Annotated in this window: 24 protein-coding genes; 11 read left to right on the top strand and 13 right to left on the bottom strand. The window is 62.7% G+C overall.

The genetic code is table 11. From position 1 onward, the window contains the following. Positions 1 to 327: 327 nt before the first annotated feature. The 3 genes from IEX16_RS15495 to IEX16_RS15485 all read right to left on the bottom strand — a co-directional run bounded on the left by IEX16_RS15495 (position 328) and on the right by IEX16_RS15485 (position 3,718). Positions 328 to 1,824, bottom strand: coding sequence for a tripartite tricarboxylate transporter permease (locus tag IEX16_RS15495; RefSeq protein WP_188709384.1), 1,497 nt, complete (start codon positions 1,822 to 1,824; stop codon positions 328 to 330). A 239-nt stretch (positions 1,825 to 2,063) separates the two neighbouring features. Continuing rightward, positions 2,064 to 2,585 carry a tripartite tricarboxylate transporter TctB family protein gene (locus IEX16_RS15490; RefSeq protein ID WP_229676378.1) on the bottom strand — a complete coding sequence of 174 codons (522 nt, stop codon included), beginning with the start codon at positions 2,583 to 2,585 and terminating at the stop codon, positions 2,064 to 2,066. A 173-nt stretch (positions 2,586 to 2,758) separates the two neighbouring features. After that, complete coding sequence (locus IEX16_RS15485) at positions 2,759 to 3,718, bottom strand: Bug family tripartite tricarboxylate transporter substrate binding protein (protein WP_188709383.1); 960 nt, start codon at positions 3,716 to 3,718, stop codon at positions 2,759 to 2,761. 96 nt (positions 3,719 to 3,814) lie between these two features. Between IEX16_RS15485 and IEX16_RS15480 the strand changes: the two genes are divergently transcribed. The 3 genes from IEX16_RS15480 (at position 3,815) to IEX16_RS15470 (ending at position 6,588) form a co-directional block, all read left to right on the top strand. Beyond that, positions 3,815 to 4,495, top strand: a complete 681-nt coding sequence (locus IEX16_RS15480) for a response regulator (protein WP_188709382.1) — start codon at positions 3,815 to 3,817, stop codon at positions 4,493 to 4,495. Positions 4,496 to 4,625: 130 nt separating this feature from the next. Beyond that, positions 4,626 to 6,032: a sensor histidine kinase gene (locus IEX16_RS15475; RefSeq protein ID WP_229676377.1), complete on the top strand. Its 1,407-nt coding sequence runs from the start codon at positions 4,626 to 4,628 to the stop codon at positions 6,030 to 6,032. A gap of 148 nt (positions 6,033 to 6,180) precedes the next feature. Beyond that, a complete protein-coding gene (locus IEX16_RS15470) occupies positions 6,181 to 6,588 on the top strand; it encodes an RNA-binding S4 domain-containing protein (RefSeq protein ID WP_188709380.1) in 408 nt (135 codons plus the stop codon). A gap of 603 nt (positions 6,589 to 7,191) precedes the next feature. On the opposite strand, the gene IEX16_RS15465 is transcribed toward IEX16_RS15470, so the two are convergent. The 5 genes from IEX16_RS15465 to IEX16_RS15445 all read right to left on the bottom strand — a co-directional run bounded on the left by IEX16_RS15465 (position 7,192) and on the right by IEX16_RS15445 (position 13,778). Next, the gene (locus tag IEX16_RS15465; RefSeq protein WP_188709379.1) at positions 7,192 to 9,801 is read right to left on the bottom strand and encodes a TRAP transporter permease; all 2,610 of its coding nucleotides are present in this window, start codon (positions 9,799 to 9,801) and stop codon (positions 7,192 to 7,194) included. 92 nt (positions 9,802 to 9,893) lie between these two features. Further along, on the bottom strand, positions 9,894 to 10,883 hold the full coding sequence (locus tag IEX16_RS15460; RefSeq protein ID WP_188709378.1) for a TAXI family TRAP transporter solute-binding subunit: 990 nt from the start codon (positions 10,881 to 10,883) through the stop codon (positions 9,894 to 9,896). Between the two features lie 29 nt (positions 10,884 to 10,912). Continuing rightward, the gene (locus IEX16_RS15455) at positions 10,913 to 12,253 is read right to left on the bottom strand and encodes an aspartate aminotransferase family protein (RefSeq protein ID WP_188709377.1); all 1,341 of its coding nucleotides are present in this window, start codon (positions 12,251 to 12,253) and stop codon (positions 10,913 to 10,915) included. Beyond that, on the bottom strand, positions 12,250 to 13,161 hold the full coding sequence (locus IEX16_RS15450) for a MurR/RpiR family transcriptional regulator (RefSeq protein ID WP_188709376.1): 912 nt from the start codon (positions 13,159 to 13,161) through the stop codon (positions 12,250 to 12,252). Before IEX16_RS15450 ends, IEX16_RS15455 begins: the two co-directional genes overlap by 4 nt. A gap of 152 nt (positions 13,162 to 13,313) precedes the next feature. After that, on the bottom strand, positions 13,314 to 13,778 hold the full coding sequence (locus IEX16_RS15445) for a CBS domain-containing protein (RefSeq protein ID WP_188709375.1): 465 nt from the start codon (positions 13,776 to 13,778) through the stop codon (positions 13,314 to 13,316). A gap of 171 nt (positions 13,779 to 13,949) precedes the next feature. Here IEX16_RS15445 and IEX16_RS15440 point away from each other — a divergent pair, with 171 nt between their 5' ends. From IEX16_RS15440 to IEX16_RS15420, 5 genes are all read left to right on the top strand, one after another. Further along, a complete protein-coding gene (locus tag IEX16_RS15440) occupies positions 13,950 to 15,245 on the top strand; it encodes an O-acetylhomoserine aminocarboxypropyltransferase (RefSeq protein ID WP_188709374.1) in 1,296 nt (431 codons plus the stop codon). Positions 15,246 to 15,358: 113 nt separating this feature from the next. Beyond that, complete coding sequence (locus tag IEX16_RS15435) at positions 15,359 to 16,180, top strand: alpha/beta fold hydrolase (RefSeq protein WP_188709373.1); 822 nt, start codon at positions 15,359 to 15,361, stop codon at positions 16,178 to 16,180. A 141-nt stretch (positions 16,181 to 16,321) separates the two neighbouring features. Next, the gene (locus IEX16_RS15430; RefSeq protein WP_188709372.1) at positions 16,322 to 16,645 is read left to right on the top strand and encodes a high-potential iron-sulfur protein; all 324 of its coding nucleotides are present in this window, start codon (positions 16,322 to 16,324) and stop codon (positions 16,643 to 16,645) included. Beyond that, a complete protein-coding gene (locus IEX16_RS20090) occupies positions 16,642 to 16,914 on the top strand; it encodes a TIGR03643 family protein (RefSeq protein ID WP_268236617.1) in 273 nt (90 codons plus the stop codon). Before IEX16_RS15430 ends, IEX16_RS20090 begins: the two co-directional genes overlap by 4 nt. Before the next feature lie 42 nt (positions 16,915 to 16,956). Continuing rightward, on the top strand, positions 16,957 to 18,279 hold the full coding sequence (locus IEX16_RS15420; RefSeq protein ID WP_188709371.1) for a cytochrome P450: 1,323 nt from the start codon (positions 16,957 to 16,959) through the stop codon (positions 18,277 to 18,279). Between the two features lie 14 nt (positions 18,280 to 18,293). On the opposite strand, the gene IEX16_RS15415 is transcribed toward IEX16_RS15420, so the two are convergent. The 4 genes from IEX16_RS15415 to IEX16_RS15400 are packed head-to-tail and all read right to left on the bottom strand — an operon-like array spanning position 18,294 to position 21,990. After that, complete coding sequence (locus tag IEX16_RS15415) at positions 18,294 to 18,971, bottom strand: RraA family protein (RefSeq protein WP_188709370.1); 678 nt, start codon at positions 18,969 to 18,971, stop codon at positions 18,294 to 18,296. Then, positions 18,968 to 20,125, bottom strand: coding sequence for an alpha-hydroxy acid oxidase (locus IEX16_RS15410; protein ID WP_188709369.1), 1,158 nt, complete (start codon positions 20,123 to 20,125; stop codon positions 18,968 to 18,970). The genes IEX16_RS15415 and IEX16_RS15410 overlap by 4 nt, the downstream gene beginning before the upstream one ends. Before the next feature lie 6 nt (positions 20,126 to 20,131). Next, positions 20,132 to 21,034: an NAD(P)-dependent oxidoreductase gene (locus IEX16_RS15405; protein ID WP_188709368.1), complete on the bottom strand. Its 903-nt coding sequence runs from the start codon at positions 21,032 to 21,034 to the stop codon at positions 20,132 to 20,134. After that, the gene (locus tag IEX16_RS15400; protein ID WP_188709367.1) at positions 21,031 to 21,990 is read right to left on the bottom strand and encodes a Bug family tripartite tricarboxylate transporter substrate binding protein; all 960 of its coding nucleotides are present in this window, start codon (positions 21,988 to 21,990) and stop codon (positions 21,031 to 21,033) included. Before IEX16_RS15400 ends, IEX16_RS15405 begins: the two co-directional genes overlap by 4 nt. 87 nt (positions 21,991 to 22,077) lie before the next feature. On the opposite strand from IEX16_RS15400, the gene IEX16_RS15395 reads away from it, so the two are divergent. After that, positions 22,078 to 22,980, top strand: a complete 903-nt coding sequence (locus tag IEX16_RS15395; protein ID WP_188709366.1) for a LysR family transcriptional regulator — start codon at positions 22,078 to 22,080, stop codon at positions 22,978 to 22,980. A gap of 16 nt (positions 22,981 to 22,996) precedes the next feature. On the opposite strand, the gene IEX16_RS15390 is transcribed toward IEX16_RS15395, so the two are convergent. After that, entirely contained in the window at positions 22,997 to 23,149 is a 153-nt protein-coding gene (locus IEX16_RS15390) for a hypothetical protein (protein WP_188709365.1), read from the bottom strand. 65 nt (positions 23,150 to 23,214) lie between these two features. Between IEX16_RS15390 and IEX16_RS15385 the strand changes: the two genes are divergently transcribed. After that, positions 23,215 to 23,562, top strand: coding sequence for an Mpo1-like protein (locus IEX16_RS15385; protein ID WP_188709364.1), 348 nt, complete (start codon positions 23,215 to 23,217; stop codon positions 23,560 to 23,562). A 145-nt stretch (positions 23,563 to 23,707) separates the two neighbouring features. Continuing rightward, positions 23,708 to 24,667 carry a TAXI family TRAP transporter solute-binding subunit gene (locus IEX16_RS15380; protein ID WP_188709363.1) on the top strand — a complete coding sequence of 320 codons (960 nt, stop codon included), beginning with the start codon at positions 23,708 to 23,710 and terminating at the stop codon, positions 24,665 to 24,667. Positions 24,668 to 24,669 lie beyond the last annotated feature (2 nt).

The raw sequence follows: 24,669 nt of genomic DNA, 5'->3' as shown, positions 1-24,669 counted from the left end.
TGTTTGACTTCTTCATGGCTCAATCCTCTCAGAGATTTGAGCCTCCTCAAAATACGGGGCGATTCAGTTTCAGCCATTCTTTGGGGATTTTGTACAGGTGTAAAGTTCCGACAAAACCCGCAGGGCGTCTCACACAATTCTACGTTTCAATCAAGCCGACCCGCAGAAAATGCGAGCTCATCTCGAATGACTGCAATCTCGGCATCGCAGTTGTTCATGCCAAGACTCTGATTGACCGCTTTGTCGTCGGAAGCTGCTAGTCGATCAACTACTTTGAATGACTGGAATCAGTCTGAAGCCGTCAGTCAGTTAGTGCGGAAAGAATGACTACTGGCGCGCACGCCGCGCCGACAAGACCTTGGCCACACGTGGCAACACCAGAACCGCCACCACAATCACCAGCAAGGTTACCGACATGGGTCGCTGCAGAAACACCATGGCACTGCCCTCGCCTATCGACATGGCATTGCGGAACTGCGCTTCGGCGAGCGGGCCGAGGATCATGCCGACCACCACCGGTGCGGTTGGAAAATCAAAGCGCCGCATCACCACGCCCAGCACGCCAATGCCGTAGAGCAGGAACAGATCGAAAGCACTTTGCCGCATGCCGTAAACACCGACGGTCGCAAAAATCAAAATACCGGCGTACAAATAAGGCTTGGGAATTTTCAGCAACTTGACCCACAGGCCGACCAACGGCAGGTTCAGCACCAGCAGCATGACGTTACCGATGTAGAGCGAAGCGATCAACGCCCAGACCAGCGCCGACGAGCTGGTGAACAATTGCGGCCCCGGCTGGATGCCGTAGTTCTGGAAGGCGCCGAGCAGGATGGCTGTGGTGTTCGAGGTCGGGATGCCCAGCGTGAGCAGCGGAATCATCGCCGCCGTCACGGTGGCGTTGTTGGCGGCTTCCGGGCCAGCCACACCTTCAATCGCGCCCTTGGTTCCAAATTCGGTGTTGTCCTTCGCCAGCTTTTTCTCGGTGGCATAACTGAGAAAAGTCGGTATCTCGGTGCCGCCGGCCGGAATGCAGCCAAACGGTGCGCCAATCGCCGTGCCGCGCAGCCAGGCTGGCCAGGAGCGGCGCCAGTCTTTGGCCGTCATGTGGACCTTGCTGAGCTTGTTTTGCGAATCGACGACGCGGCCTTCGTACAGCACCGCATACATGGCTTCAGCGACGGCGAACAGACCGACTGCCACCAGCACGATCTCGATGCCGTCCAGCATCTCGGGCACGCCGCCGGTGTAACGCGCCTGGCCGGTGATCTGGTCCAGGCCGACCAGGCCCGCCGCCAGGCCGACAAACAGCGCCGTGAGTCCGCGCACCGCACTTTTGCCGAGCACCGCGCTGACGGTGGTGAAGGCCAGCAGCATCAACATGAAGTATTCGGGCGGCCCGAGCTTGACGGCAAAATCTGCGACCACCGGTGCGAACAAGGTGACCAGCACGGTGGCGATGGTGCCGGCGACAAAGGAGCCAATGGCCGCCGTGGCCAGGGCCGCGCCCGCGCGCCCGCTTTTGGCCATCTTGTTGCCTTCCATCGCCGTGACCATGCTGGCGGTTTCACCGGGCGTGTTCAGCAGGATGGAGGTGGTGGAGCCGCCGTACATGGCGCCGTAATAAATGCCGGCAAAAAAGATCATTGAAGCCGTGGCCTCGACCTTGACGGTGATCGGCAGCAGCATGGCGACTGCGACCGCCGGGCCGATGCCGGGCAACACGCCGACGGCAGTGCCCAATGCGCAGCCGACAAAACACCAGAGCAGGTTGATCGGTGTGGCTGCGGTTGCAAAACCTTGCAGGAGCTGGTTGAAGATGTCCATAGGAACCTGGAAGTGTTAGTTGGGCGCGCCTGGATGGGCCGTCATGGGGTGGTCTGGGTAGGCGAGAGGACACGGCAGGCAAATGCCTGCAAGGACGAGCAACACCCCCAGGCCGCGCCAGGGCGGTGCAGTTGGGTGCGCAGCGCTTCCGCGCAAAGCGGTGCGGGTGGAAAATCAGCAAAGCCAGCATTCATACACAGCCTTTAGAACCGCGAGCGATCAACTGACACTTCCGGGTTCTATAGCCACCCGGTCGTGGTCAGGCCCGGCAGATTGATCGCCAGAAACTGCGTGAAGGCCCAATACACCGGCGCTGAAATCGCAAGACCGATGGCGATGTTCTTGAGCCAGACTTTGGGCTCTAGGCCGGTCTTGCCCTCGGCGCCACGCAGACCCTGCACCGCCAGCACAAAACACAGGGTGCAGCTCAGGATGAAGCCGATGGTTGTGATCAGCGCCGCGTTGGCCAGCAACCCGGCCGAGACCCAGGCGAAGCCGGCCCAGTAAGCCGGTGTCGTGTCGGCGGGCGGTTCCATGGCGCGAAAGCCGCCACTCAGCGCCTCCCACACCAGAAAGCCGCCGCACGCGGCCAGCGCCAGCGACACCACCCAGGGCAGGAAGTTGGGGCCAGCGCCAGCATAACCAGCGGCCGAAGGAATGCTGACGGCGCCGAAAGCCAAGCCAGCCGCAAGCAGCAGCACGCCGCCGCCAACCAGGGCCTGCAAACGGGTTTGCGCCGGGGAAAAAAGACTTGGGTTCATGGATGGCCTCACTGGATAGGGCTGCATCTCACGCGCTGTCATTGCGGGCTTGACCCGCAATCCATGCTGGCTTTACCTCCACGGTCGGAGGCTCAGTTGACATGGATCCCGGATCAGGTCCGGGATGACAGCTCGGGAAGGGACTTGCTGTGGGAGTGGTTAAACCGGGCCGATCAAACCATGCCCGACTTGACCATGGTCGCGCGCAGGCTGGCAAAGTCGTCGTCCACAAACTTCTCGAAGTCGGCGCCGGTCAGCACGGCCGGCGTCCAGTTGTTTTTCTCCAGCGCTTCGGCCCAGGCCTTGGACTTCAGCGCCTTGAGCACCCTGTCGGTCAGTTCCTTGCGCTGGGCCGTGGTGATGCCCGGTGCGCCGTAGACGCCGCGCCAGTTGCCGATCACCACATTGATGTCCTGCTCTTTCAGCGTGGGCACGTTGACCCCCTTCAGGCGGGTGGCCGACGTGACAGCCAGCGGGCGCATCTTGCCGCTGGCAATGTACTCGGAAAACTCGCTGTAGCCACTGCCACCTATGGTCACATTGCCGCCCAGAATGGCCGCAATCGCCTCGCCGCCGCCCCGAAAGGCGACGTAGTTGATCTTGGACGGATCCACACCGACTTCGCGCGCAATCATGGCCGCCGCGATGTGCTCGGTAGAACCGCGCGAGCCACCGCCCCATTTGACGCTGCCGGGATCTTTCTTGAGCTGCTCGACCACATCCTTCATGGTCTTGAACGGCGAGTTGGCCGGCAGCACAAACACGTTGTACTCGCTGGTGATGCGGGCAACCGGCGTGGCCTGGCTCAGGTTGACCGGCGGCTTGCCAGTGATGATGCCGCCCAGCATCACGGCGCCCATGACCATCAGCGCGTTCGGGTCGTTTTTGCTGCCGTTGATGAACTGCGCCAGGCCCAGCGCGCCGGCGGCACCGCCTTTGTTGTCGTAGGTCACGGTGGAGGCCGCACCGGACTCCTGCAGCGCCTTGCCGAGGGCGCGGCCCGTGGTGTCCCAGCCGCCGCCGGGGTTGGCCGGAATCATCATCTTGACGTTGGCCGAGGCCAGGGCTGGCAGCGGAAGGGTGGCGGCGGCCGCCAGGGCAGCCATGGATTTGAGGAAGGTATCGCGACGCATGAATGTCTCCTTTGTGTTGTCTAACCGGGCCATCATGCGCCGCTTAGCTGTCAAACGGCTGTCCGGGACACTGGGGAAAGTGCTAATGTCCGGCCCATGAAACTGCTTTTGGTCGAGGACGATGCCGCCATGCGCACCACGCTGGTCCGTGCGCTCGGGCGGCGCGGCATCCAGATCGAGGCCTGCGGCGATGGGCGCGTGGCCCTGGAGAAGTGGCGGTCGTCGCCTTTCGACGTGATCCTGCTGGACCTGACGCTGCCGGGCCTGGACGGCCTGCAGGTCTTGGCCCAGGCGCGGCGCGACGGGCTGGACACACCGGTGCTGATCCTGACCGCGCGCGGCACCGTCGGCGACCGCATCATTGGCCTGAACACCGGCGCCGACGACTACCTGCCCAAACCTTTCGACCTGGATGAGCTCGAAGCCCGCCTGCGTGCCCTGCACCGGCGCCGCCCCGGATCAACAACCGAATTGGCCTCCAGCCCATATACAGCGGGCGCCCTCAGCTATGAAAAAGAGAGCGGTGCGATTTATTGTCGGGACCAGGTGCTGGACCTGGCGCCGCGCGAACTGGCGCTGCTCACGGCCCTGCTGGAGAAAAAAGGGCATGCAGTGACCAAGGAGCGGCTGTTCGACCTGGTATTCCCCGGCCAGGTCGAGGTCGCCTACGAAGCGATTGAGGTGGTGGTGTACCGGCTGCGCAAAAAGCTGGCGCACACCGGCGTGACACTGATGACGCTGCGCGGACTCGGTTACCTGCTCAAGACCGATGCCTGAGCAACCGCCACCAGAGACCCAAGAAGCACGGGGGGTGAATGTGCACAGCGAAGAACCACCCCGAGCAAGCGCGGCCCCTATTTCAGATGAAAGGCGCAGCGCAACGCCGAAGGCACGCGAAGCGACAAGCGTGGGGGCAATATCCCTCAGGCGTTATCTCCTGCTCGGCATCCTGCTGCCCATCGGCATCCTGATCGTCATCAACACCGTCAGCCTGTACCGCCAGACCCTGGGCGCCATCAACATCGCCTATGACCGCACGCTGCTGGCTTCGGCCAAGACCATCGGCGAGCAACTCGATGTCGAAGGTTATGACGAGTTGTCGGTGCTGCGCGCCACCGTGCCCTACTCCGCTCTTGAAGCCTTTGAGGCAGACAACCGCAGTCAGCTGGTCTACCGCGTGTCCAACCTGCAAGGCGAGGTGATTTCGGGCTTTGGCGAGCTGCCGTTCTGGCGCGGCCGCATTCCCGACCAGGGCGCTTATGCGGCGCTGGTGGCTTTTTACGACGACCGCTTCCGCAACGACGAGGTGCGGGTGGCGGTGCTGCTGCAGCCGGTGGCAAGCGCCCAGGGCCGCGGCATGGCGGTAGTGCAGGTGGCAGAGACGCTGGAGCTGCGCGAAACACTGGCGCGCAAGGTGTTGCTCGACACCTTGTGGCGGCAGGCACTGCTGATCGCAGTGATTGTGCTGGTTGTGATCGTGGTGGTGCAGCGCGCCACCCGGCCGGTGCGCCGGCTCAGCGGCGAGTTGAAAGCCAGACCCGAAGGCGATTTGACGCCGGTGGCCGCGCCCGACGCACCGCGCGAGTTGCTGCCGCTGATTGAAGCCACCAACCAGGTGATGCAGCGCCTGCAGAACCTGACCGAGCACCAAAAGCGTTTTGTGCGTGACGCCTCGCACCAGTTGCGCACGCCGCTGGCCGTGCTCAAGACCCAGGTGCAGTCGGCGCTGCGCGGCGATGTGGCGCCGCAACAGGCCTTGCGGGAGATTGAAGACACCGTCGAGCGCGCCACCGTGCTGGCCAACCAGATGCTGGCGCTGGCCAAGGTCGAGCAGTTGCGCCAGCAGACCGATGCGCAGGCCCAGGACTGGCCAGCGCTGCTGCGCGCGGTGGTCGTCGATGTGTCGCCGTTGCTGGCCGACAAGGACATTGATTTTGAAATCATCACCCAGCCAGCGACCGTACACGCCCATGAATGGATGCTGCGCGAGCTGGCGCGCAACCTGCTGCACAACGCCATCAAACACAGCCCGCGCGGCGGCGCACTGAGCGTGCGTCTGGTCAGCGACAACTCGTACGCGGCCTTGACCATCAGCGACGGTGGACCGGGCATCAGCGCCGAACTGACCGCGCGCCTGTACGAACCGTTTTCTGCCGGCGACGTGCGCCAGGGCTCGGGCCTGGGTCTGGCGATCTGCCGCGAAATCACCCAGGCGCTGGGCGGCAGCATCACCCTGGAAAACCGCGAAGACCATGGGCGTATTGCGGGGCTGGATGCCACGGTGCGGCTGCCGCTGGTTCACAATGTTGGCTGATGAAGATAAATCAGATCCAAAGTTCCCACGGCACTCAACGGGTGTTCACGCATGCGTCTTGACAAGTGGCTGTGGGGTTTGCGAAACGCGCAGGCCAGCGGAGCGGGGACCGCGTTTCGCAAACATGGCGGCCCACATGAGGTAAATGATGCGTCTTGACAAGTGGCTGTGGGCCGCGCGCTTCTACAAGACGCGAACACTGGCGACCGATGAAATCGCCAAGGGCCGGGTCCGGGTCAACAGCCTGGAGGCCAAGCCGGCCCGCGACATCAAGGCCGGCGACACCGTCGCCATGCGTCAGGGGCCAGTCACCCGCACGGTGGTGATACGGGCCTTGAGCCTGCAGCGTGGCGCGGCACCGGTGGCGCAGCAGCTTTATGAAGAAACGCCGGAAAGCCTGCGCCTGCGTGAAGCCACCGCCGAGTTGCGCCGGCTCAACAACGAGCCGGCCGCCAGCATCGAACACGGCCGTCCGACCAAACGCGACCGCCGCAACATGGACAAGGCCGGAGGCAAGAACTGGGGCGACCGCTGGAGCGCTTCGGTCGACCCCTGATTTGCTCCTGATTTGATAGCTGCTCGCGCATATTGGGCAGGAGCTGAGGGCATATTTGACTCACAAGCGAGGTCAGAACTCGCCCAATGTGCTCCAGCGCCGTCTTACCGGACTTGATCCGGGATCCATGTTGGATGACTCGCGCGGTCACGGTCTTCCAGCAAGCCGGGTCTCGCCCCGGCGGGCGACTCACTTTCTCTTGCTTCGCCAAGAGAAAGTAAGCAAAGAGAAGGCGACCCGATGGTCTGGGTCCCTCCGCTTCGCTACGGGCGACCTGCGGTGCTCGCAGAAAGTGGGGCCGAGCTCGAACTCGCCTTCGGCTCAGACAATCGCTCGTCCTGATCCACTTTCGGCTGCGCTCCTCGGCCCAGCCCGACGGGTGGGGAGGAAGACAAACAGCCGAATACCGATACCGAACTCCCCTCCGGAGTGCAGGAAGCGCAAAGCGCTTCCTGCACGGGAATCCCAACGAACGGCCATGTTTGCACTCGAGCGCAGCGCACGCGGCTAAATGAGGTCCCCCTCTTTCGCCCAGCGGGGCGAGAGAGGGGTTAGGGGTGAGAGTGGGGAGTTGGAACTACGGCCTGAGGCGAGCCGGCGGTCTCAGGCAGGTGACGCACCAGCGCCCCCAGGCCGCGCACGCCGCAAGCGCAAACCCTGCAGCCACCACACCCCCCAAGCCAGCAGCGCCGCCGGAATGAAGACCCAGTGACTCGATGGACGAGAGGGGTTGGGGAGCTTCAGTTCCACCAGCTTGTAGCCCTGCTCCACGCCCAGTTTTTTAGCGCGGCTGCCAAACTTGACCGCCGACACCTCCAGGTCCGCGCCCAGCTGGCTGAGCGTCACCCCACCGTCACGCAGACGCTCGCGGCCCGTTGCGCCTTCACCCATGGGCAAGGCCACGGTTTTGGTCACAGCCTCCCCGTTCAGGGTTTCGCCGGCCATGCCCACCACCAGCCATTCGTCGGCTTGCAGGCCGTCGGCGACCTTGTAGATGTCGCCCGCCGGCGCACTCACATATTTGGGCGCAAATTGGTCAATCACCCAATCCGGCCGGAAGAACAGAAAGGTCGCCAGCAGCAGCACCGCCACTTCGGGCCAGGTGCAGCGGGTGCGAAACCATTTCATCGTGGCGGCAGCGAACAGCAGCGATGCTGCCACCGCCGTCACGCACACCAGCACCACATCGACCCAGGAGCCCAGACCGATCAGCAGAATCTGCGGGTTGAAGATAAACACGAATGGCAGCACCGTGGTGCGCAGGCTGTACCAGGTGGCCTGCAGGCCGGTCTTGTTGGGGTCGTCGCCAGAAATCGCGGCCGCTGCATACGAGGCCAGCCCCACCGGCGGCGTCACGTCGGCCAGGATGCCGAAGTAAAAAACAAACAGGTGCACCGCGATCAGCGGAATCACCAAGCCGCTGCGGGAACCGAGTTCGACAATCACCGGCGCCATCAGGGTGGCCACCAGGATGTAGTTGGCCGTGGTCGGCACCCCGGCACCGATGATCAGGCAAATCGCCGCCGTCAGCAGCAGCATCACGATGATGTTGCCGGCCGAGACCATCTCGACAAAGTCGGTCATCATCAGGCCCATGCCGGTCAGGGTGATGACACCGACGATCAGACCGGCACTGGCGCAGGCCACGGCGATACCTATCATGTTGCGCCCGCCCAGCACCAGACCGCGCCACAGATCGGCAAAGCCCCGCTTCAACGCGGACACGGCAGCCTCGGCCTTGCCGTCGGGCCGGAAAATGGTCAGCATGAAGGGCTGCAGCACCACCATCACCATGACGGTGGCGGTCGCCCAGAAGGCCGACAAGCCCGGCGACAGTTCTTCGGCCATCAGGCACCACAGCAACACCACGATCGGAATGAAAAAATGCAGGCCGGCACGCACGGTCGGCCAGGGCAAGGGCAGCTTGACCTCCTTGACCAGAGGGTTGTCGATGGGAAGGTCTGGATAACGGGACGAGTAGGCCATCAGCACGACATAAGCCACACCGGCCAGCACGGCCAGCGCCCAGCCCGCCGCATCGCCCGCGATGTATTGCACGCCGGTGATGGCGTAATAAATGGCCGCGAAGGCAACCCCTGTTCCCGACAGGCCCAGCGCCCAGCCCAGTACCCTTTCGCGCCAGGTCGGCTGGCGGTCCCGCACCAGCGGCTGCAGGTCGTATTTGAGCGCCTCAAGGTGCACGATGTAAAACAAGGCCATGTAGGAAATGACGGCAGGCAGCGCCGCATGTTTGATGATCTCCGAGTAGGGGATGCCCACGTACTCGACCATCAGGAAAGCCGCCGCGCCCATCACCGGCGGCATGATCTGCCCATTGATGGAGGCCGCCGCCTCGATCGCGCCGGCCTTGACGCCTGAATAGCCGGTTCGTTTCATTAATGGAATGGTGAAAATGCCGCCCGAGACCACATTGGACACCGACGAACCGGACACCACGCCGTTAAGTGCCGAGGACACCACCGCCACCTTGGCCGGCCCGCCGCGCAAATGGCCCAGCGTGGCCAGCGAGACCTGCAGCATGTAGTTGCCGGCCCCGGCAATGTCGAGCAAGGTGCCAAACAACACGAACAAAAAGATGAACTGCACTGAGACACCCAGCGCCACGCCATACACCCCCTCGGTGGTCAACCACATGTGCGAGATAAAACGCGACAGCGACGCGCCCCGGTGCTGGATCACCTCCGGCATGTAAGGCCCAAGGAACACAAAGGCCATGAACAGCCCGGTGGTCACAAGCATGCCAAAACCCATGGCACGCCGCGTCGCCTCCAGCATGATGGCCACACCGGTCACACCGACCACGATGTCCATCGTGGTCGGCGAGCCCGGTCGCAGTGCCAACTGGTTGTAAAACAGGAACAAGTAGGCGCCGCAAAAAGCCCCGACCAGCGCCAGCAGCCAGTCCGACCAGGGAATCACGCTGCGCGATGAATGTTTGAAAGCGGGAAACGCGCAGAAGGCCAGGAAGATCGCAAACGCCAGGTGGACAGCGCGTGCCTCGGTGTCGTTGAGAATGCCGAAGCCGAAAAGAAAGGGCAAGGGCGAGGCATACCAGACCTGAAACAAGGACCAGGCGCCGGCCAGCACGGCCAGGCCCTGGCCGATCTTGCCACCGGGCTCACGCCCGCCAAGGTCGGCTTCCTTGACCAGCTGGTCCAGTTCTTCGGCCGAGAATTTTTCGAGTTGCGCCATCACAGGCCTTCCAGAGCTGATCTTTGTCTTGTATTAAAAAGGGCCGGGAACCATGACGCTCCCAGCCCCTGTTCACGCACACCGGAGGGTGTTTATTTGATCCAGCCTTTTTCCTTGTAGTAACGAGCTGCACCTTCGTGCAAAGGCGCGCTCAGTCCATCCTTGACCATGTTTTGCGGGTTCAGGTTGGCCAGCGCGGGGTGGAGCTTTTTGAACTCGTCAAAGTTGTCGAACAAGGCCTTGGTGACCTGGTACACGGTTTCGGCCGGCGTCTTGCTCGATGCCACCACCGTGGCCATCACACCGTAGGTATTGGTCGCTTGCGGGTTGTTCGGGTACAGGCCGGCCGGAATCGTGACCTTGGCGTAGTAAGGCTTGTCGGCCACCAGCTTGTCGATCACCGGCCCGGTCAACGACACCAGCTTGGCGCCGCAAGAGGTCGTCGGGTCCTGAATGTTGGCCGACGGGTGACCCACGGCGTAATAAAAGCCGTCAATCTTGCCGTCACACAGCGCCGGGCCGTGTTCGTCGGCCTTGAGCTCAGACGCCAGCGAAAAATCGCCCAGCTTCCAGCCCATGCCGGCCAGCATCTCTTCCATGGAGGACCGCGTGCCCGAGCCGGGGTTGCCGACGTTGAAACGCTTGCCCTTGAAGTCCTCGAACCTGGTGATGTTGGCTTCCTTGCGGGCCACAACGGTGAAAGGCTCGGGATGCACGGCAAACACAGCGCGCAGATCGCCGTAGGCGCCTGCGTCTTTGTACTGGCCCGCGCCCTTGACGGCATTGAATTGAACGTCGGACTGGGTGAAACCGAAATCAAGCTCGCCGGCCTTGATGGTATTGACGTTGAACACCGAACCGCCGGTAGACTCGACCGAGCAGCGGATGCCGTGTTTGGCGCGGTCTTTGTTGACCAGGCGGCAGATGGCGCCGCCGGCCGCGTAATACACGCCTGTCACACCGCCGGTGCCTATGGTCACAAACTTCTGCTGGGCAACAGCCGGCGCAGACATCAGGGCTGCGGCCAAAGCGATGCCGGCACTCGCGGCACCCAGCACATTCAACGCAAACTTCTTGCTCATTTCAATTTCTCCAGGTTGTAAAACAATTTTCACACTGCAGCTATCGCGGCATCCATGGCCGAACCGAGGCGCTCCACCACCATCGTCAGTTCCGCTTCACTGCTGATGAAGGGTGGTGCCAGCAGGACATGGTCACCATAACGACCATCGACGGTGCCGCCCATCGGGTAAACCATCAATCCGCGCGCCATGGCCTCCCGCTTGATACGGACGTGCACATTGCGTGCCGGATCAAAAGGCTTCTTGCTGGCACGCTCCTGCACCAGCTCAATGCCCCAGAACAAGCCACGTCCGCGAATGTCACCAACATGGGGATGCTTGTCCCAGCTCTCGTGCATCAGCCGTTGCAAAAAATCACCACGTTCGCGCACCTGGCCCAGGAGCTGGTCGCGCTCGAACACCTGCTGCACCGCCAACGCCGCCGCGCACGCAATTGCATGGCCGAGATAAGTATGGCCATGGTGGAAAAATCCGGAGCCTGCGCGCATCACATCGACGATCTTCTTTTGCGCCAGCACCGCGCCGATCGGCTGGTAGCCGCCGCCCAGGCCTTTGGCCACCGTCAGCAAATCGGGCGACACCCCCTCCTGTTCACATGCATGCAGGGTGCCGGTGCGGCCCATGCCACACATCACCTCGTCAAGAATCAGCAGCACGCCATAACGGTCACAGACCTCGCGCACCGCCTTGAAGTAACCTGGCACCGGCACCAGCACACCGGCCGTGGCGCCGCCCAAGGTCTCGGCGACGAAAGCGATCACGCTGTCGGCGCCCTTTGCAAGAATCGCGTCTTCGAGCTCCTTTGCAAGGCGCAGGCCGTACTGCACCGGCGTCTCGCCGGCTTGTTGTTCACGGTAGGGATAACACGGCGAAACATGCGTGACGGGAATCAGGATGGGCGCAAACGGCTCACGCCGCCACTGGTTGCCACCTATGGCCAGCGCGCCCAGTGTGTTGCCGTGGTAGCTCTGCCTGCGCGCAATGAAATGCGAGCGCTGCGGCTGGCCGATCTCGACAAAATACTGGCGCGCCATTTTCAGCGCGGCCTCGACCGCTTCCGAACCACCGCTCACGAAATACACATGGCTCATGCCTTCAGGCGCATTGGCGATCAGTTTGTCGGCCAGTACTTCAGCAACTTCCGTCGTGAAAAAACTGGTGTGCGCATAAGCCAGCTTGTCGATCTGCGCATGCATCGCGGCCAGCACATCCGGGTGGCCGTGGCCCAGGCAGGAGACGGCCGCGCCGCCCGAGGCATCGATATAACTTTTGCCCTGCGCATCAGTCAGGTAGACACCCTGGCCGCTAACAGCCACTGGCGGCTTGCGTTGCAACTGGCGGTGAAACACATGGGTGGAGGCTACTGTCATAAAGGCTGCTTTCCCGATGAAGAGGTTGAACGGCCACTTGGGGCCTTGTCACTGCGGCCGTCCCAGTAAGCTCCTTCGCTCTCGAGGCGGTCCTGCCGGGCCTGCAAATGCGCCAGCACTTTGCGCCCGCCGCGCACGGCGACGGCCGCGGCGAGCGCCTCGGTCAAGGCCAGCGCCCCCACCATGGAATGAAAATACGACGGGCTGTCGGTTCGAAACAGCAGGGTGTGTGTGGCCTGTCGCGCAATCGGCGACAGCGCACTGTCGGTCAGCGCCAGCACACCCGCGCCCTGCCCCCGCGCCTGCGCCACGGCGTCCACGGTCTGCCGGGTGTAAGAAGCCGACGAGGTCACCACCAGCAGGTCACCAGCGCCAATATCACCCACCTGGTCATCCAGCGTGCCGCCCAGACCCTGCACCAGCACCCCGTTGGACGCCAGCAGGCCGTAGGTGTAATGCAGATGCAGCGCCAGGCCATGGCTGGCACGCAAGCCGAGGAAATACACCCGCCGTGCCTTCAGCATGGCATCGGCCGCCGCTTCGAGCTGCGCCGTCTGGTTAAGGCCGCCCACCGAGGCCGTGTTGGCGTGCTGCGCTTCATTGAGCAAGGCCAGCCAGTCCGGGGTTTGCCGCGCGCTGGCCTGCAAAACTTCGGCCCGTCCGGTGTAACCACCCCGGGCAGAAAAGGACTCCTGGCAAAGATGTTTGATCGCCTCAAAACCCTGAAAGCCCAGGGCCTGCGCCAGCCGTGTCAATGTGGCAGGCGCCAGGCCGGCGCGCCGCCCGCACTCACGCATGGAATGCAGCGCGACCTCGCGCGGATGCGCCTCGACCCAGCGCGCAGCACGCAGCAACTCCGGGCTCAGGCCCTCAAGCGGGATGCTGGTGAAGATGGACGAGGCAGGCATGAAACATTTGTATCAGTATTCATAAAATATAGCACAAGTGTTTCATTCTTCATGCAAACGCCCCTCCGCTTTGTTTGCCGGCAACTGGCGGTGCCCGGTTCAGCCGGGGCCGGGCCGAGGAGCGCAGGCGGAGGCGGAGACCCCCGCAAAGCTCAGAGCTTGGTGTCTTGCGTCTCGTCTTCCTCGGTAGGCCAGTCGCGGATATAGGCCTTGAGCATCTTGTTCTCGAAATTCTGGCCATCGACCACCGCCTTGGCGACGTCGTAAAACGAGATCACGCCTTCGAGCACCTTCTTGTTGAGCACCGGCATGTAACGCGCATGGCGGCCCAGCATCATGCGGCGCACTTCGTCGATCTCGGTCTCGGGCGTGCAGGTCAGCGGGGCATCGTCCATGGCGGTACGCACCAGCGTGCCGCCGATCTCGCCGCCGTTTTTGACGATGCACAGGATCACTTCACGGAAGGTCAGCATGCCAACCAGCTCGCCGTGGTCCATCACCACCAGCGAGCCGATGTCTTTCTCGGCCATGATCTCGGCAGCCTTGGCCAGCGGCTCGTCTGAGTGGACGGTGTACAGGGTGTTGCCTTTGACGCGCAGGATATCAAGGACTTTCATGGGGCGCTCCTTCTGGAATTTGTCTCGGCAATCTGCAGGAGTTCCCCCGGTGCCGCCCGGAGGGAAATTCAGTTCAAATATAGCCCACAATGCCCCGGCAGGCCATCGTGATTTATCTCAGGGTGCTTGCAATTTTTCGGGCACATTCCACCCAAAATAACTGGAGGCTCCATGTCTGGCTACTCTGATCCGGGCTTTGACACGCTGGCCCTGCATGCCGGCGCCGCGCCCGACCCGGCCACGGGCGCCCGCGCCGTGCCGATTCACCTGACCACCTCCTTTGTCTTTGAATCGAGCGACCACGCGGCTTCTTTGTTCAACCTGGAGCGGGCCGGTCACGTCTACTCGCGCATCAGCAACCCGACCAATGCGGTGCTGGAGCAAAGGGTGGCGGCTCTTGAAGGCGGCATTGGCGCAATTGCCACAGCCAGCGGCCAGGCAGCGCTGCACCTGAGCATTGCCACCCTGATGGGCGCGGGCTCCCACATCGTCGCCTCGACCGCACTGTACGGCGGCAGCCAGAACCTGTTGCACTACACCCTGCGCCGTTTCGGCATTGACACGACGTTTGTCAAACCCGGCGACATGGACGGCTGGCGCGCTGCGGTGCGCCCCAACACCAAACTGTTCTTCGGCGAAACCGTCGGCAACCCCGGCCTGGACGTGCTTGACATACCGGCTGTGTCGGCCATCGCGCATCAGGCCGGCGTGCCGCTGCTGGTGGACTCGACCCTGACATCGCCCTGGCTCATCAAGCCTTTCGACCACGGGGCAGACCTGATCTACCACTCTGCCACCAAATTTTTGAGCGGCCACGGCACGGTGATTGGCGGCATCGTGGTCGATGGCGGCAGTTTTGACTGGGAAAAGTCGGGCAAATTTGCCGAACTGACCGAAGCCTACGAGGGCTTTCACAACATGGTGTTCAGCGAGGAAAGCACGGTTGGCGCATTTTTACTGCGCGCGCGCCGGGAAGGGCTGCGCGACTTTGGCGCCTGCATGAGCCCGCACACCGCCTGGTTAATTTTGCAGGGCATTGAAACCCTGCCGCTGCGCATGGCGCGGCACATGTCCAACACCGAAAAGGTCGTGGCCTTTCTGGCCAGCCACCCGCTGGTCGCGCGTGTAGGCCACCCCATGCTGGACTCGCATACGAGCCATGCCCTCGCGAAAAAGTTGCTGCCGCGTGGCGCCGGCTCGGTGTTCAGCTTTGACATCCGGGGCCATCGCGAGCAGGGCAAGGCTTTTATCGAAGCCCTGAAAGTCTTCAGCCATCTGGCCAATGTCGGCGACTGCCGCAGCCTGGTGATCCACCCGGCCAGCACCACCCACTTCCGCATGAGCGACGACGCGCTGGCGGCCGGCGGCATTACCCAAGGCACGATTCGCCTGAGCATCGGCCTGGAAGATCCGGACGATCTGATCGACGACTTGAAGCGTGCGCTGAAGGCGGCGGAGAAAGCTTAACCCCGTCATTGCGGACTTGATCCGCAATCCATGTCACGCGTGCCCACGGCGTTGGCTCATGCCGCATGGATCCCGGATCAAGTCCGGGATGACAAACAGAAGAAACCTACACCATGTACCTCACAGTCAACGGCTACAACAGCTACTCCTACACCGGCGGCAAACCTTTCGACGCCGCCAAACCGACCGTGGTCTTCATCCATGGCGTGATCAACGACCACAGCGTCTGGATTCTGCAAAGCCGCTATCTGGCTCACCACGGCTGGAATGTATTGGCTGTGGACCTTCCCGGCCACTGTAAAAGTGAGGGCGAAGCGCCATCCAGCGTCGAGGAAGGCGCCGCATTTGTCGCCGCCCTGCTTGATGCCGCGGGCGTGCAGCGCGCGGCACTGGTCGGCCACAGCTGGGGCTCGCTGATTGCGCTGGAAGCGGCGTCGCAGTTGAAAGAGCGGGTCAGCCATCTGGTGCTGGTCGGCACGGCCTTCCCGATGAAGGTGTCCGCCGCGCTGCTGGACGCCGCACTGAACCAGCCAACGAAGGCGCTGGAGATGGTCAACATCTTTTCGCGCAGCACTCTGGCGCCACCGCCTTCGGCGCTCGGCCCCGGCACCTGGGTGCACGGCGCCAGCATGGCGCTGGGCCGCCGCGTGCTGGCCAGCAACCCAGAAGTCAACGTTTTTCACCGCGGCTTCAAGGCCTGCGACAGTTATGCCAACGGCGAGACCGCGATCACGCAAATCACCTGCCCGGTGCTGTTCGTGCTGGGTACGCAGGACCAGATGACACAGGCCAAAGCGGCCAAATCCCTGATGGACAAAGCAGAAGCCAGCGGCAAGACTGTGCGGGTCGCCAGAGTGCCGGTCGGCCACCACCAGATGACGGAAGCGCCCGAGGAAACCCTGTTTGCGATGCGGGATTTTCTGAACACCCCGTAAACATTGGGTCCGGAGCCGACGGCCAGCCTGCCAGCCGCTTGCCCCGGCGCGGCACTCATCTATTTGGCAGGCGCGCTGCTCATCCGGCGTCCAGGCGCTACAGTGAATCTGCCATCACGCACCCACTTACCCACGATTGCCATGACTTATTCACGCCGCAGCTTTGTTATTCATTCCCTCAGCGCCACTGGTGCACTGGCCGCCAGCGGCCTGGCACTGGCACAAACAGCGGCACCCGCGCTGGTCAAAGACACCGATGCAAACGCCGTCGCACTGGGTTACAAAACCGACGGCAGCAAGACCGACGTTAAAAAATACCCCAAATACGCTGCCAGCCAGAACTGCGCCAACTGCGCGCTGTACCAGGCCAAAGCAGGCGACGCGGCAGGCGCCTGCCCATTGTTTGCAGGCAAGCAGGTGGCGCCCAAAGCCTGGTGCAGCGCCTGGGCGAAAAAAGCCGCTTGACAGCTGTTGAAGAAGGGCCAGACGGCGCGCTTAATGCAGCCGACGTCTCGCGCGTCATTGAAATGGCGTGGGAAGACCGCACACCTTTCGAGGCCATAGAACAGCAATTCGGGTTGAACGAGTCTGCTGTGATTGCCCTGATGCGCCGCCAGTTGAAGCGCAGCTCCTTCCGCATGTGGCGCATTCGGGTCAGGGCCCGCACCACCAAACACGCGGCCTTAAGCCCGGGCACGCTCAGGCACAGGGCCAGCCACACACGCCAAGCCTGAGGGCCGCAGCGCTGCGGTTGCGCTGCGTGCCAAAATCGGCCCATGCTTGATGCTTCAACTTTTGCGATTACCCCGCCCATGTCGATCGAGCGTGCCCGGCAAATAGCGGCCAGCTTTGACCTGCGCGACCTGCCCGCCGATTTTTACGCCAACCCCTACCCGGTTTATGCGCTGCTGCGCGAAACCGAACCGGTCAGGCGGATGCCGGACGGCTCGTACTTTCTGACACGGTATGCCGACCTGGTAGCGGTGTACCGCGATGCGCAGGCCTTCAGCTCGGACAAGAAGGTGGAGTTCACCCCCAAGTTTGGCGAAGGTTCGCCGCTGCTGATGCACCACACGACCAGCCTGGTGTTCAACGATCCGCCGCTGCACACGCGCGTGCGAAAGCTCATCATGGGCGCCTTGAGTCGGCGTGCGATTGCCGACATGGAGCCTGGCTTGATCACCCTGGTGGACAGCTTGCTTGATGCGATGCAGTCGCGTGGCGGTGGCGATCTGATAGAGGACTTCGCCTCCGCGATTCCGGTCGAGATCATCGGCAACCTGCTGGGTGTGCCGCATGCCGATCGCGGGCCCTTGCGCGACTGGTCGCTGGCCATTTTGGGCGCGCTGGAGCCCAGGCTCACGCCGGAACAGGAAGCGCTGGGCAACCACAGCGTCAGCGAGTTCACGACCTACCTTCAAGCCCTGGTGGCAGAACGCCGGCAACATCCGGGCGACCCGGCGCATGACGTGTTGACACGGCTGATCCAGGGCGAAGATGCTGGACAGAGGCTGAGCGAAACCGAACTGCTGCAAAACTGCGTCTTCATCCTCAACGCCGGCCATGAGACCACCACCAATTTGATCGGCAATGCCCTGGTAACGCTGCAGGAATGGCCGCAGGCGAAAGACAATTTGCTATCAAAAGTGAAGCTGCTTGCGCACGACCAGAAAGGGCCAGAGGCCGATTTGACTGTTGAGATTGACGAATTCCTGCGTTTTGAGTCGTCCAACCAGCTGAGCAACCGGCGCGCGCTCAAAGCCTGCACCGTCGGTGGCATGGACTTGCCGGAAGGCGCGTTGCTGACCTTGTGCATAGGCGCGGCGAATCGCGACCCAGCCCAGTTTGGGCACCCGGAGCAACTCGATTTGCAGCGCGAGGTCAACCGGCATCTGGCGTTTGGCTTCGGCATCCACCAATGTGCCGGTCTGAGCCTGGCACGGCTGGAAGGCCGCATCGCGGTTGGCCGTTTTTTGCAGCGCTTCCCCGGCTACCGCCTGACTGCGGCTCCGCTGCGCGGCGGTCGGGCGCGCTTTCGCGGTTTTTTGAGCGCATCGTTTGCCGCGGGATCAGAGAGCGCAGACAAGGCCGCCGGTTAAACCGGGCTTTCCGGCTATTTTGGTTCTGGATCGCATCCGAGGCGCTGCAGTACAAGGTCTATCCAGCTCTGGTCAAGCTTGCCCGCGGCGATGTCCTTGAGAGTCTTGTCTTCGGCTGCATCCTTGGCGCGTGCGGCAACCAGAATCTCCGCAGCATCGGCTATCGGCACGCACAAGACGCCGTCGGCGTCACCCAGGATGAGGTCACCCGGGTGCACCACCATGCCGTCCAGGGCAATCGGGACGTTGATCTCGCCGGGCCCGTCCTTGTACGGACCGCGGTGAGTCACCCCAGCCGCATAAACCGGGAAAGTACCTGCACGAATCACGTCAAGGTCGCGCACGGCGCCGTTGATCACGAAGCCGGCGACGCCGCGGCTGATGGCATAGGTCGTCATCAGTTCACCGATCAGCGCGGTCGTCAGCTCGCCGCCGCCATCGACCACGATCACATCCCCCGGCACCGCCATTTCCAGTGCCTTGTGGATCATCAGGTTGTCACCGGGCCGTGTTTTCACTGTCAGTGCGGGGCCTGCCAGCCTGCCCCCCCTGTGCAGCGGTCGCAGGCGCGGGCCGCCGGCACTCATGCGTGCCATGCAGTCGCTGATGTTGGCCACGGGCAGCGCGTTGAACGCCTTGACGTAGTCCTCGCCGATGCACTGCGTGCGCTTGAGAATTTGCAATCCAATCATGGGGAAGGTCCTTGGTAGTTGTCGATGAGGCAGCCGGGATCTAGCTGCTGAAGGGAAGTCACGCCGAGCAGCCCCATGTTGCGGCTGACCTCGGCTTTGAGAAGCGCTATGGCCTGCAGCACGCCGGTCTCGCCCCCCACGGCAGCCGCAAAGCTGAAGGGGCGGCCAACGAATACGAATTTCGCCCCAAGCGCCAGCGCCTTGAGAACGTCACTGCCGCGGCGCACACCGCTATCGAGCATGACGGGAACCCCGGGACAGGCAGCGACGATGTCCGGCAGCACGCGCAGCGGCGCAACCGAGCCGTCGAGCTGACGCCCGCCGTGGTTGGAAACGATGACGCCGTCCGCGCCCGCATCGACGGCCATGCACGCATCGCGCGCGTCCAGAACGCCCTTGATCACCAGCTTGCCCGGCCACAGCTGGCGAACCAGGCGAAAATGCCGCCAGTCCAGGTGACCCCGGTCGGACAAGTCGCGCTCCACGTTGGGCGAGAGGATGGGCGCCCCGCGCGTTGCGTAGCTGTTCTCGAAGTGCGGCATGCCGTGCCTGACGAGCGTCCGCAGAAAGGTGCCGAGCAGCCAGCGTGGATGGGTCATGCCCTGCCAGGCAAGCCGCATACTGGGCCTCACGGGAATCGAGAAACCCGCACGCACATTGTTTTCGCGGTTGGCAGCTACAGGCGTGTCTACGGTGATGACCAGCGTGCCGTAGCCAGCCGCCTGGACACGCTGTAGCAGGGCCGTGATAGCGGCGTCATCACCGGGGAGATAGGCCTGAAACCAGGCATCGCTGTTGGCGCGCGCCACGTCTTCCAGCGCGATCAGGGACGAGCCACTGAGCACCATCGGGATGTTCTCTCTGGCGGTGGCCCCGGCCAGCACCAGATCGCCCCGGTAGGCCGACAGTGCGGCCAGCCCCATAGGCGCGATGCCGAACGGTGCGTCGAAGCGGCGCCCGAACAAGGTGACGCCAGTGTCCCGGCGGCTGATATCGACCAGCACGCGCGGCACGAAACTGTAACGCGCGAAGGAATGGCGGTTGGCCTGGAATGAGCAGTTGGTCTCGGCCGCGCCCGCGACATAGCTGAACACAGGAAGCGGCAGATGGCGCCGCGCTGCTGTCTCGAAATCGTCAAGGCATAGAAACTGCATGCAGACTCAGGCGGGCTTGTTGGCCTGCACGGCTACGGCGCACCAGTCCAGGTCAGAGCCGCCGCCGGCGCACAATTCGTCCAGCAGCTGGTGCGCAACGGTGGCGCAGGGCAGCACGGTGCTGGTGGCGTGGGCCATGTCCAGGGCGAGACGCAGGTCCTTGCGCATCAGGGCGGCGCGGAACCCGGGTTTGAAATCCCTTGCGATGATGCGTGGTGCGTGTTTTTCCAGCGAAAAACTTTTGGCGGAACCACCCATCAGCACTTCACGCATCGCGGCCATGTCCACACCCTGGGCCTGGGACTGCGCCAGGGCGATCGCGTCCGCCACGCCCAGCATGGCCCCTGCCACCGCCACCTGATTGCACAGCTTGACGGTCTGGCCCGCGCCGAGTTCGCCCACATGCGTGACGGTCTTGCAGAAAGTGCTTATCACCTCGCGGCAGGCCTCCACCACCGGTGTAGCCCCCCCCACCATGCAGGTCAGGGTGCCGGCCAGCGCGCCTTGCTGGCCACCGCTGACCGGCGCGTCCAGCAGCGCAATATCGTACTGCGCCAGCCGCCGGCCAAAGTCGCGTGCCGATGTGGCCGCGATTGTGCTGGTGTCCACCACGTAACTGCCGGGCTCAAGCGCTTGTGACAGACCTTCTGGTCCGAACAGCACATCTTCCACCGCGGCGGCGTCGGGCAGGCTCAAAAACACCAGCTTGCAGCTTCGCGCCAGCTCGGCGGGAGAGGCTGTGGCTTGCGCACCTGCTTCGACAAAAGGGTTACATGCCTTCGGATCGCGCGCAAACACCCGCAACCGGAAACCATTGCGCAGCAGGCAGTGCGCCATGCCGGCGCCCATGGAACCCAGGCCGATGAAACCAATGCCGCTGTCCGGCCCGAAAGCCGTGCGCACCGTCATTTGGCGATGGCCTTGCCGATCAACTCATAGGCCTCGACCACTTCCTTCTGAAAGGCGACGCCCTCGGCGTAGTCCTGCGTCAGCCCCGACTTGGCGACGTAATCTTTCCACTCGGTCGTCTGCATGGCCTTGCGGAAAGCGTCGTGCAAGTAACGTTGAATATGCGGCGGCAGACCGGCGGGGGCCATGAGGCCCTTCATATTGTCGAGCGCGACCGGCACTCCCAGCTCCATCATCGTAGGCACGTTCGCCAACGCCGGCAGTCGGCTGCGCGAGAACAGCGCCAGCGGGCGCACGCGGCCAGCATCGATCATCGGCTTCATCTCTTCGTAAGCGCCGAACGCCGTGTCCACCTGGCCGCCCAGAAGGGCATTCATGGAATCTGCGGCGCCCTTGTAGGGCACGTGGAGCAGCTTTACGCCGGACTGCTTCTCCCAGACGAGGCCGGTGGCATGGAAGATGCCGCCCTCGCCAGTCGAACCATACGAGACCTTCTCGGGTGCCAGCTTCGCCTCGGCGAGCAAGGCCTTCATGTCGGTGAACTTTGAGTCGGCCTTCACCGCCAGGATGCTGGGAGCCCGCGAAACCTTGATGACCGGGGTAAACGATTTGCGCGGGTCATAGGCGAGGGTCTTGAAGTGGCCGACCGACGTGGTTTCGCTGCCGCCTCCGACGAACAGGGTGTAGCCGTCTGGCTTGGCCTCGGCAGTGGCCTGCGCAGCGATCGCGCCTGCGGCGCCCACTTTGTTTACAACCAGCACAGGCACGGGAATGATGCCCTTGGCCGCGAACGAAAGCTGACGCGCGATCTGGTCGGCTGAGCCGCCGGGCGCGAAACCCACCAGGATGGTAATAGGTTGGGTGGGAGTCCAATCCTGAGCCAAGGCGGGCGCGGCCAGGGCGGACAGGGCAAGAACGCCGAGCATGCGACGGGTGAATGCAGTGGTGGGGGTCATGTTGTGTCTCCTGCGCTGGATTTTGGAGCCGGGAGTTGTAGAAGAAAAGTGATAAATTTCGATGTTTATACTTCGAAAAATAGAAACATGACTCTCAAGCAGCTGGAGGCCTTGTATTGGGCAGCGAGCGCCCCCAGTTTTTTTGTGGCAGCCGATCGTCTTCATGTCTCGCAGTCCACGCTGTCCAAGCGAATTTCGGAACTGGAAGCGCACATTCGCAAACCGCTGTTCGACCGCAGCGGTCATCGCGCCACACTGACAGAAGCTGGTGAGCTGCTGCTGCCGCTGGCGCGGCGCATGCTCGGTTTGGCCGACGAGATGCGTACCCTAATGGCCGAGGACGGGAACGCTGCGCGGGGCCACTGCCGCTTTGGCGTAGGCGAGCTTGCCGCGCTGACCTGGCTGCCCGACCTGGTGGCGCATGCGCGCAAGCACCATCCCGAGCTGGTCCTGGAACCCTGCGTGGATCTGGGCGCCGTCCTAGAGCAACGGCTCAAAAGTGGCGAGCTCGATTTCGCCGTCGTGGCAGGTTATTCCTCGCACAGCGCCATTGCCAGTGAAGCGCTGGCGCAGGTGGGGTTCTCCTGGGCCGCCGCGCCCAGTCTGGTGGGCGCCCAGCGCTGGGTCACCGCAACTCTGCTGCAGGAGACGGCGCTGATCACCATGCCACCCGCCGCGGGCCCGACGCGTATGCTGGAGCACTGGCTTGCCGTCAACAACCTGGAGGCGGGCCGGCGCCTGACCTGCAACAACCTGGCAGCGATAGCCAGTCTGATCGCCGCGGGCGTGGGCATCGGCCTGTTCCCCAACGGCTGGTTGAAACAGATGGCGCACCGCATGGCGGTCGTGCGGCTTAGAAGCCGCCCCGCGCTACCCGCGCTGGAATACACCTTTCAATGGCGTCGCAATGACAACCGCCCAATGCTGGGGCGCATGCGGGAGGCTGTCATTCAAACAGCAGATTTCACAAAAGCAAGCCCACTTTGGTGAGAAACATCCAGATTGCCTAGCGGATAGGCATGGCCGTTGTCTGGATACATACGGTGCCGTCGCCAATAATGGCGCTCAGCGATTCAACTCGATATTCGCCAGCGCCGCACCAGTCAGCGCACAGGCACAGAATCCAGCGTTCGGCAGGTAGCAGGATAGAAGGGCTCATACGTGCCATCGTGCGTGAGCATGGCTATGATGATGAAACAAGCAGTTTCAGGAAACAGGCAAACCATGAACACCACCCCGCTCAGCGCGCCGTCTGCGCCAGTCACCGACGCCCGCGCCTTCAAAACATTTGCCGAGTTCTATCCGTTTTACCTGACCGAACACAGCAACCTGACCTGCCGCCGCCTGCACTTCGCGGGCTCCAGCCTGTCGCTGCTGTGTCTGTTAGCCCTTGTGTTGACCCGAAATCCCTGGTGGCTGCTGGTTGGCCTGCTCTGCGGCTATGGATTTGCCTGGATCGGCCATTTCGTCTTTGAGAAAAACAAACCCGCGTCGTTCAAGCGCCCGCTGTACAGCTTTATGGGTGACTGGGTCATGTACAAGGACATCTGGACCGGCAAGGTCAAGCTCTGAGACAGCCCGCCCGGCGAAAAAAGCAAAAAACCGGGAGCTACCCCGTCCCGTCTTCGGGAAAACTATTAGTGTGCTAACGAAGCCCCATGCCAGAATGAAAAGCAACAGGGATCCGTGAGCCCGACCCCTCTACAAGGAGACAAACATGATCGGTTTCAAACCCCGCGTTTACGCATTGGTCGCAGGCCTTGCGCTGTCCCTGAGCGCTGGCGCGCAAAACATTTCCATCGCCACCGGCGGTACCGGCGGGGTGTACTACCCCATGGGCGGCGGCATCGCGGCCGTTCTGTCCAAACATGTCCCCGGTATGCAGGCCACGGCCGAGGTCACCGGCGGTTCGGTCGACAACCTCAAACTGATCGGCAGCGGCAAGCCTTACGTCGGCTTCACCATGACCGACGCCGGTCTGGACGCCTACAAGGGTGAGGACAAGTTCAAGGGCAACAAGGTTCCTCTCAAGACCTTGATGATCCTCTACCCCAACCGCATGCACGTGGTCAGCGTCGAGGGCCGGGGCATTGCCAAGATGTCTGACTTGAAGGGCAAGCGCGTATCTACCGGCTCGCCCGGCAGCGCCACCGAAGTGATGGCCTTCCGCCTGATCGAGGCCGCCGGTCTGGACAAGGACAAGGATCTCAAACGCGAACGCCTGGGCGCTGCCGAGTCGGTCAATGCGATGAAAGACAGCAAGATCGACGCTTTCTTCTGGGTTGGCGGTCTGCCCACGGCGGCCGTGACAGACCTGGCCAATACGCCCGGTACCAAACTCAAGATGGTGGACCATTCCGAGCAGGTCGCCGCCATGAACAAGAAATACGGCAACCTGTATATCGAAGACAGCATCCCCAAGGATATGTACAAGGGCATGGACACCGACAACAAGCAGGCCACCGTGATGAATATCCTGGTGGCGCACGAGAACATGGACGACAAGACGGCTTACAACATCGTCAAAACCATCTTCGACAAGCGTGACGACCTGATCGCCGTGCACAAGGAAGCGACCAACTTCAAGCTTGAAAATCAGAAGACATCCGCCTCGCCCATTCCCTTCCACCCCGGCGCGGTGAAGTACTTTGCCGAAAAAGGCGTGAAACTCAACTAAGG

The organism is Polaromonas eurypsychrophila (assembly GCF_014641715.1).
Lineage (GTDB): Bacteria > Pseudomonadota > Gammaproteobacteria > Burkholderiales > Burkholderiaceae_C > Polaromonas > Polaromonas eurypsychrophila.
The sequence above is the reverse complement of the archived record's forward strand: the minus strand, read 5'-3'. Positions and strand labels throughout refer to the sequence as shown.